16 protein-coding genes are annotated in these 15,458 nt (G+C 68.5%); 7 read left to right on the top strand and 9 right to left on the bottom strand.

All coding sequences use genetic code 11. The features are described from left to right. The first annotated feature begins 61 nt into the window (after positions 1-61). The gene (gene rsmD, locus BEP68_RS06715; protein WP_187249563.1) at positions 62-664 is read left to right on the top strand and encodes a 16S rRNA (guanine(966)-N(2))-methyltransferase RsmD; all 603 of its coding nucleotides are present in this window, start codon (positions 62-64) and stop codon (positions 662-664) included. Here rsmD and thiL read toward each other — a convergent pair. Next, positions 634-1,629, bottom strand: coding sequence for a thiamine-phosphate kinase (gene thiL / locus BEP68_RS06710; RefSeq protein ID WP_187249562.1), 996 nt, complete (start codon positions 1,627-1,629; stop codon positions 634-636). The genes rsmD and thiL overlap by 31 nt on opposite strands. Before the next feature lie 23 nt (positions 1,630-1,652). Here thiL and BEP68_RS06705 point away from each other — a divergent pair, with 23 nt between their 5' ends. Continuing rightward, positions 1,653-2,159, top strand: coding sequence for a DUF3515 family protein (locus BEP68_RS06705; protein ID WP_187249561.1), 507 nt, complete (start codon positions 1,653-1,655; stop codon positions 2,157-2,159). 11 nt (positions 2,160-2,170) lie between these two features. Here the strand turns inward: BEP68_RS06705 and BEP68_RS06700 are convergent, their stop codons facing one another. From BEP68_RS06700 to leuC, 6 genes are all read right to left on the bottom strand, one after another. After that, positions 2,171-3,253 carry a D-alanine--D-alanine ligase family protein gene (locus BEP68_RS06700; RefSeq protein ID WP_187249560.1) on the bottom strand — a complete coding sequence of 361 codons (1,083 nt, stop codon included), beginning with the start codon at positions 3,251-3,253 and terminating at the stop codon, positions 2,171-2,173. After that, positions 3,159-4,316 carry an NAD(P)H-dependent glycerol-3-phosphate dehydrogenase gene (locus BEP68_RS06695; RefSeq protein ID WP_150115057.1) on the bottom strand — a complete coding sequence of 386 codons (1,158 nt, stop codon included), beginning with the start codon at positions 4,314-4,316 and terminating at the stop codon, positions 3,159-3,161. The genes BEP68_RS06700 and BEP68_RS06695 overlap by 95 nt, the downstream gene beginning before the upstream one ends. After that, on the bottom strand, positions 4,282-5,037 hold the full coding sequence (locus BEP68_RS06690) for a lysophospholipid acyltransferase family protein (RefSeq protein ID WP_053095891.1): 756 nt from the start codon (positions 5,035-5,037) through the stop codon (positions 4,282-4,284). The genes BEP68_RS06695 and BEP68_RS06690 overlap by 35 nt, the downstream gene beginning before the upstream one ends. Before the next feature lie 5 nt (positions 5,038-5,042). After that, positions 5,043-6,410 (bottom strand): UDP-N-acetylglucosamine 1-carboxyvinyltransferase, encoded by a 1,368-nt coding sequence (murA, locus tag BEP68_RS06685; protein ID WP_053095889.1) that lies wholly within the window; start codon positions 6,408-6,410, stop codon positions 5,043-5,045. A gap of 65 nt (positions 6,411-6,475) precedes the next feature. Then, positions 6,476-7,075, bottom strand: a complete 600-nt coding sequence (gene leuD, locus BEP68_RS06680; RefSeq protein WP_072591193.1) for a 3-isopropylmalate dehydratase small subunit — start codon at positions 7,073-7,075, stop codon at positions 6,476-6,478. A 2-nt stretch (positions 7,076-7,077) separates the two neighbouring features. Next, positions 7,078-8,529 carry a 3-isopropylmalate dehydratase large subunit gene (gene leuC / locus BEP68_RS06675; RefSeq protein WP_187249559.1) on the bottom strand — a complete coding sequence of 484 codons (1,452 nt, stop codon included), beginning with the start codon at positions 8,527-8,529 and terminating at the stop codon, positions 7,078-7,080. A gap of 187 nt (positions 8,530-8,716) precedes the next feature. Here leuC and BEP68_RS06670 point away from each other — a divergent pair, with 187 nt between their 5' ends. Beyond that, a complete protein-coding gene (locus BEP68_RS06670; RefSeq protein ID WP_187249558.1) occupies positions 8,717-10,012 on the top strand; it encodes an O-acetylhomoserine aminocarboxypropyltransferase/cysteine synthase family protein in 1,296 nt (431 codons plus the stop codon). After that, entirely contained in the window at positions 10,009-11,322 is a 1,314-nt protein-coding gene (locus BEP68_RS06665) for an LLM class flavin-dependent oxidoreductase (protein WP_187249557.1), read from the top strand. Before BEP68_RS06670 ends, BEP68_RS06665 begins: the two co-directional genes overlap by 4 nt. A gap of 17 nt (positions 11,323-11,339) precedes the next feature. Here the strand turns inward: BEP68_RS06665 and BEP68_RS06660 are convergent, their stop codons facing one another. Next, positions 11,340-11,837, bottom strand: coding sequence for a DUF427 domain-containing protein (locus tag BEP68_RS06660; RefSeq protein ID WP_056278650.1), 498 nt, complete (start codon positions 11,835-11,837; stop codon positions 11,340-11,342). A 36-nt stretch (positions 11,838-11,873) separates the two neighbouring features. On the opposite strand from BEP68_RS06660, the gene BEP68_RS06655 reads away from it, so the two are divergent. Further along, a complete protein-coding gene (locus tag BEP68_RS06655; protein ID WP_053095883.1) occupies positions 11,874-12,467 on the top strand; it encodes an LON peptidase substrate-binding domain-containing protein in 594 nt (197 codons plus the stop codon). A gap of 51 nt (positions 12,468-12,518) precedes the next feature. Here the strand turns inward: BEP68_RS06655 and BEP68_RS06650 are convergent, their stop codons facing one another. Next, a complete protein-coding gene (locus BEP68_RS06650) occupies positions 12,519-13,523 on the bottom strand; it encodes a TerC/Alx family metal homeostasis membrane protein (protein ID WP_053095882.1) in 1,005 nt (334 codons plus the stop codon). A 247-nt stretch (positions 13,524-13,770) separates the two neighbouring features. Here BEP68_RS06650 and BEP68_RS06645 point away from each other — a divergent pair, with 247 nt between their 5' ends. Together BEP68_RS06645 and BEP68_RS06640 are read left to right on the top strand one after the other, a co-directional pair. Beyond that, positions 13,771-14,328 carry an RNA polymerase sigma factor gene (locus BEP68_RS06645; RefSeq protein WP_056278648.1) on the top strand — a complete coding sequence of 186 codons (558 nt, stop codon included), beginning with the start codon at positions 13,771-13,773 and terminating at the stop codon, positions 14,326-14,328. Then, complete coding sequence (locus tag BEP68_RS06640; protein WP_187249556.1) at positions 14,325-15,404, top strand: DUF4349 domain-containing protein; 1,080 nt, start codon at positions 14,325-14,327, stop codon at positions 15,402-15,404. Before BEP68_RS06645 ends, BEP68_RS06640 begins: the two co-directional genes overlap by 4 nt. Positions 15,405-15,458 lie beyond the last annotated feature (54 nt).

Below are 15,458 nucleotides of genomic sequence, written 5' to 3'. Positions count from 1 at the left end.
GATCCGAGTCTAGGAGTCCGCACGGACACGACGTGCGCCGCAGCTGTCGTATCGTGAACGGGTGACGAGGATCATCGCCGGAACAGCGCGCGGCGCGCGGCTCGACGTGCCCCGCGCGGGAACGAGACCCACCAGCGACCGCGTGCGGGAGTCGCTCTTCGGAGCGCTGGAGTCGGCGGACGCCATCGTCGGCGCGCGGGTACTCGACCTCTATGCCGGCTCGGGTGCGCTGGGACTGGAGACCCTCAGCCGCGGCGCGACGAGCGCGGATCTCGTCGAGCACGGCCGAGAGGCGGCGTCGGTGGTCCGCCGCAACGCCGCCACCGTCGCGAAGGCCGGAGCGCCGAGCGCGAGGGTGCACCAGAGCACCGTCCGATCGTTCCTGCTGCGCGCCTCCGGCCCGTACGACCTCGTGTTCTCGGATCCCCCGTACGACCTCGACGACGAGGCGATGACGGCGGACCTCGTCACGCTCGCGCCGCTTCTCGCTCCCGACGCCCTCGTGATCATCGAGCGCGCCCGGCGATCGACCCCTCCCGACCTCGCTGCGGCCGGACTGGAGCTGATCCGCGAGAAGGCCTACGGCGACACCGCGCTCTGGTGGGCCGAGCCCACTCCCGCGACGGAGTCGTCTCAGCCCGAGGCCGAGTCCCAGTCGCGATAGGGATCCCAGCCGCTGACGTCCGCGGGTGCGCCGTCGACCAGCAGCTCGTGCTCGCCCCGGGGCATGACAGTGCCGATGACGCGGAAGCCCGCCGGCACGATCCCCGGCGGGAAGCAGGCGAGCAGGGCGTGATCCTCGCCACCGGCGAGAGCTCGCTGGGGGCTGTCGCCGAGGGCTGCGCTGTCGAGTGCGATGGTGACCTCGGAGGCCGCTGCCATCCGTCGCGCGTCGAGCGCGAGCCCGTCCGAGATGTCCATCATCGCGGTCGCGCCCGCGGTGGCAGCGAAGGGGCCGAGACCGATCGGCGGCGATGGACGGAGCTGAGCCGCCAGAGCAGCGCTCTCACCCGGGGCGAGCAGGGACGCATCGACGGGGACCGGTGCCTCCCCCGCGCGGAACCTTCCGAAGAGCACCGAGAGTCCGTGAGCGGCGTGCCCCAGTTCGCCTGCGACCGCGACCGCGTCACCGACCCGTGCGCCCGACCGGGTCACGGGCGGCCGGCCCTCGAGATCGCCGAGCGCGGTGACGGCCACGGTCAGGACGTCCGAGACCGTGAGATCGCCGCCGACCACCGCGCATCCCGGTGCGAGTGCGGCGCAGGCTTCTCGGAAGCCGTCTGCGAGGCGCTCGATGAACGACAGTCGAAGGTCGCGGGGAACGGCCAGCGCCACCAGGAGCGCCGTCGGCCGCGCGCCCATGGCCGCCACGTCGGCGAGGTTGACTGCGGCGGCCTTCCAACCGAGGTCGTACCCCGACGACCACGCGAGCCGGAAGTCCGGGCCGTGCACGAGAGTGTCCGTCGTGGCGACCACCGAACCCGAGGGAGCGGCTATCACCGCTGCATCGTCGCCGGGTCCGACGAGCGTGTGAGAGGCCCGCGCCGTCCTCGCCAGGATCGCTCTGAGGATCTCCCCCTCCGACAGTTCGCCGAGGGTCGGATCATCGTCGCGAGGTCGGGAGGACATGCAGTCAAAGGTAGCCTGGATGCATGCCCCGCTCTCGCCGTCTCGCCGTCGTCGCGGGCTCGCTGGTCCTCCTCGCCGCACTGTCCGGCTGCTCGACGACGATCCACCTCGAACCCGCTGAGGACGCCAACGATCCGGCCTGCGCCGAGGTGTCCGTGCTCCTCCCCGACGCCGTCGGCGATCTCGATCGGGTGTGGACCGATGCTCAGGCGACCGGAGCCTGGGGCGACCCGACCGTCGTGCTGCGCTGCGGCGTCGAACCGCCGGCGCCGTCGACAGAGGTGTGCACGACCATCGGCAGCGTCGACTGGCTCGTTCTCGATCAGGAGGAAGACCGGCAGCGTCTCGTGACGTACGGTCGCGAGCCCGCCATCGAGGTGATCATCCGCCGTGGCGAGGAGATCGACTTCCGTACGGTCGTCGAGAGCCTCTCCACGAGCATCCAGTCGGGCCTCGCACCGGCCACGGCACGCTGCACCGACCGGGTGCCCACCGACGAGAACCCGGACGACGGATCGACCGAAGGCTGACGCGTCGAGGGTCAGCGGCGCAGGCCCGCCTCGATCAACTCGGAGATCAGGTCGCCGTAGCTGAGTCCGGACGCCACCCAGCACTTCGGGAACATCGAGATCGGAGTGAATCCGGGCATCGTGTTCAGCTCGTTGACCACGAGCTCTCCCGTAGGCGTGAGGAACATGTCGACGCGCGCAAGACCTCGCCCGTCCACCGCCTCGAACGCACGGACTGCCGCATCCTGAATGGCCGCGACCTCGGAATCCTCGAGGGCCGCCGGGCACACGACGTCGACGCCGTCGCCGCCGAGGTACTTTCCCTCGAAGTCGTAGAACCCTCGAGTCGTCAGCACGATCTCGCCAGGAAGCGACGCTCGGACGCCGTCGGCGCCTTCGAGCACGGCGACCTCGATCTCGCGGCCGACCACGCCCGCCTCGATCAGGACCTTGTCGTCTTCTGCGAACGCGATCGCCAGCGCCGCATCGAGCTCGTCGGCGCTCTCGACCTTCGAGACGCCCACGCTGGATCCCGCGCGAGCCGGCTTCACGAAGAGCGGCAGGCCGAGCGCCGCCGCCGAGTCGCGGATCGCGACGGCATCCTGTTCCCACTGGCGCGCGCGCACCGTCAGTCCGGCCGCCACCGCGATACCGGCGGCCCGCAGCGCGATCTTCATGAAGTGCTTGTCCATGCACAGTGCGGAGTCGAGCACCCCGCCGCCGGCGTAGGGGACCTCGAGGGTGTCGAAGTACCCCTGGATGGTGCCGTCCTCGCCGTGCGGGCCGTGGAGGATCGGCAGCACGATATCGATCTCGCCGAGGGATTCGGTGGTGCCGTCGGTGCGCACGACGCGCAGGCTGCGGTCTCCGCCGGGTTCCGGCCACAGCACCCGTGTGCCGTTGTCGGCGACCTCGGGCAGGTGAGCGGCATCCAGTGGGAACTTCGCCGGGTCGTCGTCCTCGAGGACGAAGGCGCCGTCGCGGGTGATCCCGACCGGGATCACGGCGTACCGATCGCGATCAATCGCGCCCAGCACTCCGCCCGCCGTTGCGGAACTGATCGAATGCTCGCTGGAGCGCCCTCCGAAGAGCACCACCACCGTCTGCTTGTCCATGGTTGGTCCTCTCACCCTGCGGGGTGTCGTCGTCCGTCGTCAGGTGGGGTGCGATGTCACGGGGGTTCATCTTGCCGTCGAGCACCATCTTCACCTGCTCGACGATGGGCATGTGCACGTCGGACTCGCGGGCGAGTTGCAGCACGGGCGCCACGGACGCGAGGCCCTCAGCGGTCTGCTGCATCTGCTTCACGACGTCCTGGAAGCTGTATCCCTGGCCGAGCAGGCGCCCGGCCGTGTTGTTGCGGCTCAGCGGGGACTGACATGTCGCGATGAGGTCGCCCAAGCCCGCGAGTCCCTGCAGGGTCTCGGGGTGAGCGCCGTTGGCGACGGCGAAATCGGTCATCTCCACGAGCCCGCGGGTGATGATCGACGCCTTGGTGTTCTCGCCGTACCCGACGCCGTCGACGATGCCGATGGCCACCGCGATGAGGTTCTTCAGCACTCCCCCGAACTCCGTGCCGATCACGTCGGTGTTCACGAACGTCCGGAAGTAGCTGTTACGTGCCGCGCGCGCGACCTCCTCGGCGGTCTCCCGACTGCGTGAGGAGATCACGGCGGCCGTGGGCTGCTCGCGAGCGATCTCGAGCGCGAGGTTCGGCCCGGAGGCGACCGCGATGCGGTCGGGATCGCAGCGCAGCTCCTGCTCGATGACCTGGCTCATCCGGAGCCCCGTCGTGCGCTCGACGCCCTTCATCAGGCTGACGATCTTCGCGTCGTTGTCGGCGAGCAGCGGCCGAAGCGCCTTGAGGTTCTCCCGCAGCGACTGACTCGGCACCGAGAGATACACCTGGTCGACATCGCGGAGCGCGATCGCCAACTCGTGCGTCGCGGACATCGTGCGCGGCAGGTTGATGCCGGGCAGATAGCGGGAGTTGCGCTTGGCCTCGTCGATCTCGTGGGCGAGTTCGGCTCGGCGCGCCCACATCGTGACCTGCGCCCCGCCGTCGGCGAGGATCTTTCCGAACGTGGTGCCCCAGCTTCCGGCACCGATCACCGCGACGCGTGGTCCTGCGGGAGCGTTGCGCTTAGGAGTCAAGGCGACCCGTCTCCTTCTGTCCATGGGCGGACGGGTTCCAGCGCTCGGCCGGAGCCTTCTCGTCACGCAGGTCCTCGAGCAGCGCCGTGATGGCCTGCATCAGTCGTTCGGTGGCTTCGTTCAGCGCAGATGCCTCGCCTGCACGACCACGGAGGTCCGACAGATCGACGGGATCGCCGATGACGACGTCCACGGGCTTGCGCAGCGGCCAGAGGCTGAGCCCCTTCTGGTAACGCCCCATGATCCGCTGGGTGCCCCAGTGGGCCATCGGGATGAGCGGGATGCCGTCGGTCAGCGCGAGCCGGACAGCCCCGGACTTTCCGCGCATCGGCCACATGTCGGGGTCGCGGGTCAGCGTGCCCTCCGGATAGACGATCACACCGCGACCGTGCTCGACGAGCTCGGCCGACTGCTTGAGCGTCTGCTTCGCCGCGGATGCCGACGAGGCGCGTGCCACGGGGACCATTCCTGTCGCGCGGAGCACGGCTCCGAGCACAGGAACCTTGAAGAGACTCTCCTTCGCCATGAAGCGCGGAGCTCGACCGATGCGCCACACCGCGAGTGCGACCACGAGCGGATCGAACTCGGAGTAGTGGTTCGGGGCGAGAACGTACGCTCCCTCACGCGGGAGCTTCTCGCTTCCCGTGATGCGGAGCTTCGCGACGAGCGAGATCAGCGGCACGGCGATCGCCGCGACCGGCCAGAACGCACTCGGTCGCGTGGTCTCCGTCGAGCGGGAACCCATCGGGGTCACCGGATGACGTCGAAGTCGGCGCCCACGGCATCGAGCTTGGCGAGGAACTTCTCGTAGCCGCGGCTGAGGATGTCCACTCCGGACACCCTCGACTCGCCTTCGGCGGTCAGCGCCGCGATGACGTGGCTGTATCCGCCGCGAAGATCGGGAACGACGATGTCTGCGGCGTGCAGCGGCGTCGGGCCGGTGATGACGGCGGCCTGCTCGAGGTCCCGGCGCGGGACACGACGGGCTCCGTCCTGCAGTCCGCGGGGGTGCACGACGATGTCGGCGCCCATCTTGACGAGCGCCTCGGTGAAGCCCAGACGGTTCTCGTAGACCGTCTCGTGCACGACCGAGCGGCCCTTGGCCTGAGTGAGCGCCACGACGAGAGGCTGCTGCCAGTCGGTCATGAACCCGGGGTGCACGTCGGTCTCGACGATGACCGGCTTGAGCTCGCCGTCGCGACGGAACAGGATCCCGTCCTCCTTGATGTCGAACCATCCGCCGGCCTTGCGGAACACGTTGAGGAACGTGAGCATCTCCTGCTGCTTCGCGCCGCCCACGAAGATCTCGCCGTCGGTGGCGAGTGCGGCGGACGCCCAGGATGCGGCTTCGTTGCGGTCGAAGATCGAGCGGTGGTCGTACCCCCGAAGCGTCTCGACACCCTCGATGAGGATGACGCGGTTCGGCTCGTAGGAGATGATCGCGCCCATCTTCTGCAGCACCGCGATCAGATCCATGATCTCGGGCTCGATGGCGGCGTTGCGAAGCTCCGTGGTGCCCTCGGCGCGAACGGCCGTGAGCAGCACCTGCTCGGTCGCTCCGACACTCGGGTACGGGAGGTGGATGTTCGCACCGTGCAGGCGCGCACCACCCGTCGACAGGCGGATGCCGCTCGGCAGCTTCTCGACGATGGCGCCGAACTTGCGGAGCGCGTCCAGATGGAAGTCGATCGGGCGGTCGCCGATGCGGCAGCCGCCCAGGTCGGGGATGAAGGCCTGACCGAGACGGTGCAGCAGCGGGCCGCAGAAGAGGATCGGGATGCGCGAGGCACCCGCGTGAGCGTCGATCTCCTCGAAGTGGGCCGACTCGACGTCGCTGGGGTCGAAGACGAGAGCTCCGGGCTCATCGCCGTCGGAGACCCGCACGCCATGGACCTCGAGAAGCGAGCGGACGACCGCGACGTCGCTGATGGCCGGCACGTCGCGCAGCACGCTGACGGTCTCTCCGAGCAGGGACGCGACCATCGCCTTGGTCGCGAGGTTCTTCGCGCCCTTGACGTCGACGCGGCCGCGCAGCGGGCGCCCTCCGCGAATGGCGAGGACGTCTCCGGTGAGTGGGGGGACTCCGTCCGGAAGAGCGTCGCGCACAGGTGTCGTCATTCGGAGCCTCACTTCATTCAACGGAATTCGGGGCGGGGTCGCCCTCGGCTCCCCCGCCCCGCCGTTCACTGCTGAACGGGAAGGGTCCGGGGCCGCCACGACTCGCGACGGGCCTCGAACTGCGCGATCTTGTCTTCGTTGCGCAGAGTGAGCCCGATGTCATCGAGCCCTTCGAGGAGCCGCCATCTAGTGTAATCGTCGATCCCGAGGTCAGCCTGGATCTCACCGATCGATGCGACTCGCGCCTCGAGGTCGACCGTGATCGAAGCCCCGGGATTCCGGTCGATCTCGGCCCAGATCCGCTCGAGATCCTCTTCGGAGATGGTGGCGGCGAGGAGCCCCTGCTTGCCCGAGTTGCCCCGGAAGATGTCGGCGAAGCGCGGGCTCAGGACCACCGCGAAGCCGAAGTCGCGCAGCGCCCAGACGGCGTGCTCGCGGCTGGATCCGGTGCCGAAGTCGGGGCCGGCGACGAGCACCGATGCGCCCTGGAAAGCCGGCTGGTTGAGCACGAACTCGGGATCCTGACGCCAGCCGTGGAACAGTGCGTCCTCGAAGCCGGTCTTCGTGACCCGCTTGAGGAACACGGCGGGGATGATCTGGTCCGTGTCGACGTTCGAGCGCTTCAGCGGGGCGGCGATGCCGGTGTGGGTGGTGAACTTCTCCATGGTCAGACCTCCGCCATCTCGTTCAGGTCGCTCGGACTCGACAGCGTGCCGCGGATCGCGGTCGCGGCGGCGACGAGCGGCGACACCAGGTGCGTGCGTCCACCCTTGCCCTGCCGGCCCTCGAAGTTGCGGTTGGAGGTCGACGCGCAGCGCTCCCCCGGCGCGAGCTGATCAGGGTTCATCCCGAGGCACATCGAGCACCCCGCGAATCGCCACTCGGCTCCGAAGTCCTTGATGATCTTGTCGAGCCCTTCGGCCTCCGCCTCGAGCCGCACCCGGGCAGAGCCGGGAACGACCATGACGCGGACGCCGTCGGCCTTCTTCTTGCCTTCGACGATCGACGCGAACGCGCGGAGATCCTCGATGCGACTGTTCGTGCACGACCCCATGAAGACGGCGTCGACCGGCACCTCCTTGAGAGGCGTGCCAGGCGTGAGATCCATGTACTCGAGGGCCCGCTCGGCTGCGGCACGCTCATTGGCATCGGCGATCTCTGCCGGGTCGGGAACCGCCGCCGACAGCGAGCTGCCCTGACCGGGGTTGGTGCCCCACGTCACGAACGGCTCGAGCTCATCGGCATCGATGAAGACCTCGGCGTCGAACGTCGCCCCCTCATCCGTCGGCAGCGTTCGCCAGTACGCGACGGCGTCGTCCCAGTCCTGCCCCTTCGGGGCGTGCGGGCGACCCTTCAGGTACTCGAAGGTCATCTCGTCGGGCGCGACCATGCCGGCACGAGCGCCGGCCTCGATCGACATGTTGCAGATCGTCATCCGGCCCTCCATCGACAACGCCCGGATCGCGCTGCCGCGGAACTCCAGGACGTAGCCCTGACCGCCGCCGGTGGTGATCTTCGCGATCACCGCGAGGATGATGTCCTTCGCGGTGACGCCGGGTCGCAGCGTGCCCTCGACGTTGATCGCCATGGTCTTGAACGGCTTCAGCGGCAACGTCTGCGTCGCCATGACATGCTCGACCTCGCTCGTGCCGATGCCGAAGGCCATGGCGCCGAACGCGCCGTGCGTCGATGTGTGCGAGTCGCCGCAGACCACCGTGATGCCGGGCATGGTGAGACCGAGCTGCGGCCCCACGACGTGGACGATGCCCTGTTCGGCGTCGCCGAGTGAGTGCAGACGCACGCCGAACTCCGCGGCGTTGCGGCGCAGCGTCTCGATCTGCGTGCGGCTCGTGAGGTCGGCGATGGGCTTGTCGATGTCCCAGGTCGGCGTGTTGTGGTCCTCGGTGGCGATCGTCAGGTCGAGGCGCCGCAACGGTCGCCCCTCCGATCGCAGTCCGTCGAACGCCTGCGGGCTCGTCACTTCATGCACCAGGTGCAGATCGATGTAGATGAGGTCCGGCTCGCCGTTCTCGCCCTTGACGACGAGATGGTCGTCCCAGACCTTCTCGGCGAGGGTCCTGGGACGGACGGGAGCAGTGTCTGCTGCGGGGGTGTTCATTGCGTGTCTCCTGAAGCTGGCGGTTCGGCCCACGATGGACTCCGCGACGAGGAGGGGCTCAGAACGAGGTCTCGTCGCGGCCGCTAAGAAGGAGCACGATCCGCATGACGTCAGATTACCACCGCTTCAGCGCCCGGAGTCTCCGCGTGACACGCTACTGTCACCCACACCTTCGAGAGGCACCCGCATGACCGACGACAGCACCGGATTCGCCACGAGAGCGGTCCACGCGGCCCGGAATCAGGGGCCCGCATCGTCGAGGGCGACGCCGATCTACCTGACGGCGGGCTTCGAGTTCGACGACTTCGACCACGCCGCCGACCACTTCGGCACCGGCGCGGGGTTCGGATACACGCGCACGGGGAATCCGACGGTGCACGCCGTCGAGCGCCAGCTCGCCGCACTCGAATCCGCCGCAGAGGCCGTGCTCGTCGCCAGCGGCCAGGCCGCGGTCGTCACCGCACTGCTGACCGTCGCCGGAGCGGGCGATCACATCGTCTCCTCGACGCACATCTACGAAGGCACGCGAGGGCTTCTGCTCGACAACCTCGCTCGCCTCGGCATCGAGACGACGTTCATCGACGACATCGCCGACCCCGGCGCCTGGCGGGGTGCGATCCGCCCGACCACCCGGGCGCTGTTCGGCGAATCCATCGCGAACGCGCGCAACGACATCCTCGACATCTCCGCGGTGAGCGCGGTCGCCGACGAGTTCGCCATCCCGCTCATCGTCGACAACACCCTCGCGACGCCGTTCCTGCTCCGGCCGCTCGAGCACGGCGCCGCCATGGTGGTGCACTCCGCCTCGAAGTTCCTCGCCGGTCACGGGTCGGTGCTCGGAGGCGTGATCCTCGACGACGGTCGCTTCGACCCGGCGAAGGCGGGGCACAACGCTCCGCATCTCGTTCTTCCGGGGCGCGGCGGGTTCCCGAGCGTGGCTTCGCGTCATGGCGGCAACGCGCGCATCGCCTACGCGCGCGAGTCCGTCGCTCCGCGATTCGGCGCGTCCCCGTCGCCGCTCAACGCGTTCCTGATCGGACAGGGCGCCGAGACCCTCGGTCTGCGGGTCGAGCGGCAGTCCCGGAACGCCCTCGAGATCGCCCGCTGGCTCGCCGCGCAGGAAGCGGTCGAGAGCGTCGACTACGTCGGCCTCGACACGCATCCCGACCACGGCCTCGCCGAGAGGTACCTCTCGGGAGGGTACGGCTCGATCTTCACCTTCACGCTCCGCGGGGGCCTCGACGCCGCACGCGACTTCGTCGAGAGCGTCGACGTGTTCACGCACATGACCCACATCGGCGACGTGCGCTCGCTGGTGCTGCACCCCGCGACCACCAGCCACTCGCATCGCACGCCCGAGGAGCGAGACGTCCTCGGAGTGCAGCCGGGAACCCTGCGGCTGTCGGTCGGCATCGAAGACGTCGCCGACCTCCTCGGCGACCTGGCCCGAGTCCTGGAACCCGCACGAGAGGCCGTCTCATGACCAGGCCCCAGCACTTCGGGTGGTTCCTGGCACGCGGCTTCGGCCCGCAGGGGTGGGGCTATCCGTCGCTGGACTGGGACTACGACTGGACCCGTCCGGAGATCTACCAGGAGGCGGCTCGCACGCTCGAGCAGGCAGGCTTCGACCTCCTCATCATCGAGGACGCGCCGTCGCTCGGCTCTCCCGACACGATCGACCTCCGGGTGCGCCATGCCTTCGGCGGCCCCAAGCACGACCCGCTGCTGCTCGCTCCCTACCTCTTCCAGGCGACACGGCATCTCGGGGTCGTGCCCACCGTGAACCCGGCGGCGTACCTGCCGTATACCGCGGCTCGGCAGTTCTCCACGCTTCAGCACCTCAGTGGCCACCGCCTCGGGCTCAACGTGGTGACCGACACCGGCAGTGCGCGACATTTCTCCGCCGCGGAACAGCTCGGGCACGATGCGGCATACGACCGCGCCGAAGAATGGCTCGCCGGCATCCGCTCGCTCTGGCGCAGCTGGGACGACGGTGCACTGGTCCGCGATCGCGAGACCGACGTGTTCGCCGACGGATCGAAGCTGCGCTCCGTGCAGCACCGCGGAACGCACTTCGACTTCGACGGCCCGTTGAACGCCGTGCCGTTCACCGACGGGGAGCCGTCGATCGTCTCCCCCGGCGGCTCCGGCCGCGGCCTCGGATTCGCCGGCGCCAACTCCGATGTGCAGCTCGCCCTCGCGCCGCTGGACGAAGCCTCGGTGCGTGCCTATCGAGCGAAGATCCACGATGCGGCGATCGCCGCCGGACGCTCGCCGGACGACATCAAGATCCTGTTCGCGATCCAGCCGGTGATCACATCATCCGCCGAGGAGGCCGACCGAATCGTCGCCGCCTCCGCGCATCCCGGCGACGCGACCCTCGTGCAGATCGCACGCAAGCAGTCCAGCGACCTCGAGACGGATCTGACCTCGCTCGATCTCGACAGACCACTCGACCTCGAGATCTTCGGCGAGCACGTCTCGCGCGGGAGCATCCAGCGCCTGATCGGCGACCGCGGAGACGATGCTCCTCTGCGAGCCCATCTCGCCGCGCTCGCTCGGACGGGCCGCATCTCCGATCGCTCGGGTTTCGTCGGCACTGCCGAGGAGTTCGCAGATCTGATCGAAGAGCTCGGCGAGTGGGGCAACGACGGCGTCCTGCTGTGGGGCGACTTCCACCCCGTCACGCTGCATCGGACGCTGGATGAACTCGTGCCCGTTCTTCGACGCCGGGGCATCCTGCGCCGGGACTACGTCGACGGAGGGCTGCAGGCGAACCTCCGCGCGTTCTGACGCGTACGCGAGCAGGGTCACCAGCCCAGGGTGCCGGGTGCGCCCTTGAAGGGGCCGACGACCGTCGACGTGACCCACCCGCCGTAGAACCCGCCCGGCTGCGGTGTGACGACCTCGTCCCCCACCGTGCACTCGTCCATCGGACCCGCATAGACGGCGACCCGGTCTGCCAGCATCTCGAAACCTCGAGAGGGATTCGGGTAGTTCCAGGCGGCCCCGGCCGCCGTCTGCGCTCCACCTCGCACGTCGAGGTAGCGTGCGGCTCCCTTGAACTCGCAGAACGAGGAGCCCGGCGCGTCAGAGAGCGAGCCCGCGGTGAAGTCGGCGATCGGCAGGTAGTACACGGGAGGATGGCTCGTCTCGAGGACTCGCACCGCGTCGCGCGTGTCGGCGATGAGCTGGCCGCCGAGGCGAACGGTGATGCGCGCAGCCACGGGCTCGACCTTCGGCGGTCGAGGATAGTCCCAGACGGATTCCTGACCGGGCGAGGGCATCAGAGGGCGGGGTCTGCGCATCTGTTCACTGTACGTCGCACGGTGTTGACTGGGGCCATGTCAGAAATACCGATGTTCCCGCTGGGGTCGGTGCTCTTCCCGTACACCCCGCTCCCGCTCCGCGTGTTCGAGCCGCGGTACCTCACCATGATCGGGCAGCTGCTCGACGAGGACGACCCTCAGTTCGGCGTCGTGCTCATCGAGCGCGGACATGAGGTCGGCGGTGGCGACCGCCGCAGTGGATTCGGCACGATGGCGCGCCTGGTGAGCGTGGCGGCCGATGCCCAGGTGCTGCACACCCTGGCGGTCGGCACGGCACGCTTCACCGTCGAGCAGTGGCTGGACGAAGCTCCTTACCCGCGCGCAGAGGTGACCCCGCTGCCCGAGCTGACCTGGAACGATGCCCTCACCCCCCTGCGCACCGAAGCCGAGGCGATCGTGCGCCGGGTGCTGGCACGCACCGACTCGCCCTGGGACGCCGACACCGAGCTGTCGGAAGAACCGCTCGCGGCCGCCTGGCAGCTCGCCGCCATCGCGCCGCTGGGCGAATACGACCAGTACACGCTGCTGCAGTCCACCACGGTGGGCGCTCTGCTGCGTCAGGTGATCGATCTCACGCTCGACGCCGAGGCGCTCTGGACAGCGGAGTGACACGTCTCCTGCTCGTCGCGGGAATCGCGGGCGCCGCGGAGAGCGACCGCCTCACTCGACCGTCGGGCTGACCCGCTGCGCCCGCTTCTCCCGAGACGAGGCGATGAGGCTGGCGACGGTGGCCACGGTCATCGCCACGACGATGACGCCCAGCGACACCATGTTGTCGATGTCGGGAACCCACTCGACATGCTGACCGCCGTTGATGAACGGCAGCTCGTTCTCGTGCAGCGCGTGAAGGATCAGCTTGATGCCGATGAATCCGAGGATGACCGCGATCCCGTAGTGGAGGTAGCGCAGACGATCGAGCAGATCACCGAGCAGGAAGTAGAGCTGGCGCAGACCCATGAGCGCGAAGATGTTCGCGGCGAAGACGAGGAACCCGTTGGTGGTGATCTCGAAGATCGCCGGGATCGAGTCGATCGCGAAGATCAGGTCGGTGACGCCGATCGTGATGAACACGATGACCATCGGCGTCCACATGCGCTTGCCGTCGACGGTCGTGCGCAGCTTCGAGCCGTCGTACTCCTCGCTGATGTCGATGCGGCGCCGCAGCAGGCGCACGATGAAGTTCTCCTTCTTCACATCGTCTTCGTGCTCGCCCTCGGGCATCGCCTGCTTGATCGCGGTGTAGATGAGGAAGGCACCGAAGATGTAGAAGATCGGCGAGAAGTGCTCGACGATCGTGACGCCGACGAGGATGAACGCTCCGCGGAGGACGAGGGCGATGATGATGCCGACCATCAGCACCTGCTGCTGCAAGCGTCGCGGCACCGCGAACTGCGCCATGATCAGCACGAAGACGAAGAGGTTGTCGATCGAGAGGCTGTACTCGAGCGCCCAGCCGGTGATGAAGTCGCCGGCGTTTCGCCAGCCTGCGACGTTTCCGAGAAGAACCGCGAAGAGCAGCGCGAGTCCGACGTAGAACACCACCCACAGGGTCGACTCCTTGGTCGAGGGGATGTGGGGACGAAGTCGGATCAGAAGCAGGTCGCCGATCAGGATGATCGTGAGGACGATCATCGAGGTGATCTCGAACCAGACAGGGATTTCCAAGGGCGTACAGCACCTTTCGGGAGGGTCGGAAAAACGCCGAAAGTCTCTCCCACGCACAGAGTGCGTCGCACGACCGGAGCAGCGATGTCGGTGCTCGTGATGACGGTGGATGCGCTTGCGGGATACTCCCTCTCGCCTCAGCAATGGTAGCGGAGTCGAAGACGCTTGCGGATGCCGCCGGCACCGATCTGAGACGATGGGGCGTCGACCGACACTTCCTGGGTGAGAGACACCGAACGGAATCGGGATGCCAGTGCAGACGAGTGACCAGAGAGTGGCGGCGCGGGCCGCGGCAGGTGACGAGAGCGCCTTCCGCGAGCTGTACCGCGCGTACGCCCGCCCGGTCTACTGGATCGCACACGGGATCGTCGGCGCCGCCGCGGATGCCGAGGACGTGACTCAGGAGACCTTCGTCACGGCGTGGCGGAAGCTGCCGGGGTTCGAGCTGCAGGGAGACTCCATCCTCCCGTGGCTCGCGACGATCTGCCGCTTCCAGGCCGCGAACCGCCTGCGCCAGCGCAGACGCGACCAGGCCAACACCGCGGATGCGGTCGATGAGACCCTCCCCTCGACGGTCAGCGTGGAGGAGCAGGTGATCACCGCGGACCTCGCAGAGCGGATCGCGGCCGAGGTCGGCACCCTCAGCGACCTCGATCGCGCGATCTTCCGCCTCTGCGCCGCGGAAGGCTACGCCTACCAGGCTGCGGCCGAGGAGCTCGGCGTGAGCCACGCCATCGTCCGGAACCGTCTCTCCCGAGTCCGCACCCGACTGCGTGGTGCCGTGAAGGAAGCGAGCGACGCATGAACGACACCTCCACCGAGCCACTGCCCGAGCTCACCGATGCCGCAGTGGAGCGTATCGAGAGAGCCGTGTTCGAGGACATCGCCGCCGAGCTGCCGCGGCAGTCGCCTGCAGAGAAGCGCGGTCGCGTTCGTCGTCGTCGGTGGCTCACCGGCACCGGCATCGCCGCGGCGTTCGTCATCGGCGTCCTCATCACCCCGCCCATCCTCACCGCGGTCGGCGGTTCGGCGACGAGCTCGGCCGACGGCGGGGGCGTGACTGTCGTCGAGGACGCTCGCTCGGGCGCCGTCGACCAGAGCGCGCCCTCGGCTCTGACCGAGTCAGCCGAGTCGGGCGCGGTCGCCGGAGATGTCGCAGCGGGTGATCGTGAGATCATCGCCACGGCCAACGCCACGGTGGAGGTGAAGGACGTCTCGGACGCCGCGGTCGCCATCGGGGCACTCGCAGAGTCGCATGGCGGCTACGTCGAGAGCACCGAGATCGGCGGGACCCCTGCCGTGGACGCCTCCTCCGATCCTGTCGCCGCGGACTCGGAGTACGGCTGGATCAGCATCCGCGTGCCGTCGGCGGATCTTCCCGCCGTCATCGATGAGCTCACCGAATCCGGCGAGGTGCTCTCCTCCTCCATCGCGCAGCAGGATGTGACCTCGACCGCGATCGATCTGCGAGCGCGCATCGATGCGACCAGGGCATCCGTCCAGCGACTCAGCGAGCTCATGTCCCAGACCGGCACCGTCGCGGAGCTCATCGAGGCGGAGGTGGCGCTGACCGATCGTCAGGCGCAGCTCGAGTCGTACGAGCAGCAGCTCGCCTCGCTCGAGGACCAGGTTGCGATGTCGAGTCTCTCGGTGCAGCTGACCCGCACCGCCGCGCCGACGACGGCCGATCCCGCAGGATTCTCCGATGGGCTCGTCGCGGGATGGAACGGGCTCGTGGTCTCGCTGAACGCCCTGGTGGTCTCTGTCGGATTCCTGCTTCCGTGGCTCGCCGTGGCCGGGCTGGTCGTGCTGATCATATGGGGCGTCCGCCGAGCACGCCGCGGTCGTCGAGGCTCCGACGCGGCGGGTACCGACAGCTAGATGACCCGTTAAATCTCGGATTTCTGGGGTATACAAGAACTCTTGTGAGAATCG

Source organism: Microbacterium sp. 4-7 (assembly GCF_014332665.1).
GTDB lineage: Bacteria > Actinomycetota > Actinomycetes > Actinomycetales > Microbacteriaceae > Microbacterium.
This window is presented reverse-complemented; position numbering and strand designations above follow the sequence as displayed.

Excerpts from the sequence above, each read along its gene's own strand:
- leuC (WP_187249559.1), bottom strand. The coding sequence starts at position 8,529 with ATGAACACCCCCGCAGCAGACACTGCTCCCGTCCGTCCCAGGACCCTC.
- BEP68_RS06645 (WP_056278648.1), top strand. The coding sequence starts at position 13,771 with ATGCCAGTGCAGACGAGTGACCAGAGAGTGGCGGCGCGGGCCGCGGCA.
- BEP68_RS06705 (WP_187249561.1), top strand. The coding sequence starts at position 1,653 with ATGCCCCGCTCTCGCCGTCTCGCCGTCGTCGCGGGCTCGCTGGTCCTC.
- BEP68_RS06700 (WP_187249560.1), bottom strand. The coding sequence starts at position 3,253 with ATGGACAAGCAGACGGTGGTGGTGCTCTTCGGAGGGCGCTCCAGCGAG.
- thiL (WP_187249562.1), bottom strand. The coding sequence starts at position 1,629 with ATGTCCTCCCGACCTCGCGACGATGATCCGACCCTCGGCGAACTGTCG.
- BEP68_RS06670 (WP_187249558.1), top strand. The coding sequence starts at position 8,717 with ATGACCGACGACAGCACCGGATTCGCCACGAGAGCGGTCCACGCGGCC.
- BEP68_RS06655 (WP_053095883.1), top strand. The coding sequence starts at position 11,874 with ATGTCAGAAATACCGATGTTCCCGCTGGGGTCGGTGCTCTTCCCGTAC.
- BEP68_RS06660 (WP_056278650.1), bottom strand. The coding sequence starts at position 11,837 with ATGCGCAGACCCCGCCCTCTGATGCCCTCGCCCGGTCAGGAATCCGTC.
- BEP68_RS06640 (WP_187249556.1), top strand. The coding sequence starts at position 14,325 with ATGAACGACACCTCCACCGAGCCACTGCCCGAGCTCACCGATGCCGCA.
- murA (WP_053095889.1), bottom strand. The coding sequence starts at position 6,410 with ATGACGACACCTGTGCGCGACGCTCTTCCGGACGGAGTCCCCCCACTC.
- BEP68_RS06690 (WP_053095891.1), bottom strand. The coding sequence starts at position 5,037 with ATGGGTTCCCGCTCGACGGAGACCACGCGACCGAGTGCGTTCTGGCCG.
- BEP68_RS06695 (WP_150115057.1), bottom strand. The coding sequence starts at position 4,316 with ATGGACAGAAGGAGACGGGTCGCCTTGACTCCTAAGCGCAACGCTCCC.
- leuD (WP_072591193.1), bottom strand. The coding sequence starts at position 7,075 with ATGGAGAAGTTCACCACCCACACCGGCATCGCCGCCCCGCTGAAGCGC.
- BEP68_RS06665 (WP_187249557.1), top strand. The coding sequence starts at position 10,009 with ATGACCAGGCCCCAGCACTTCGGGTGGTTCCTGGCACGCGGCTTCGGC.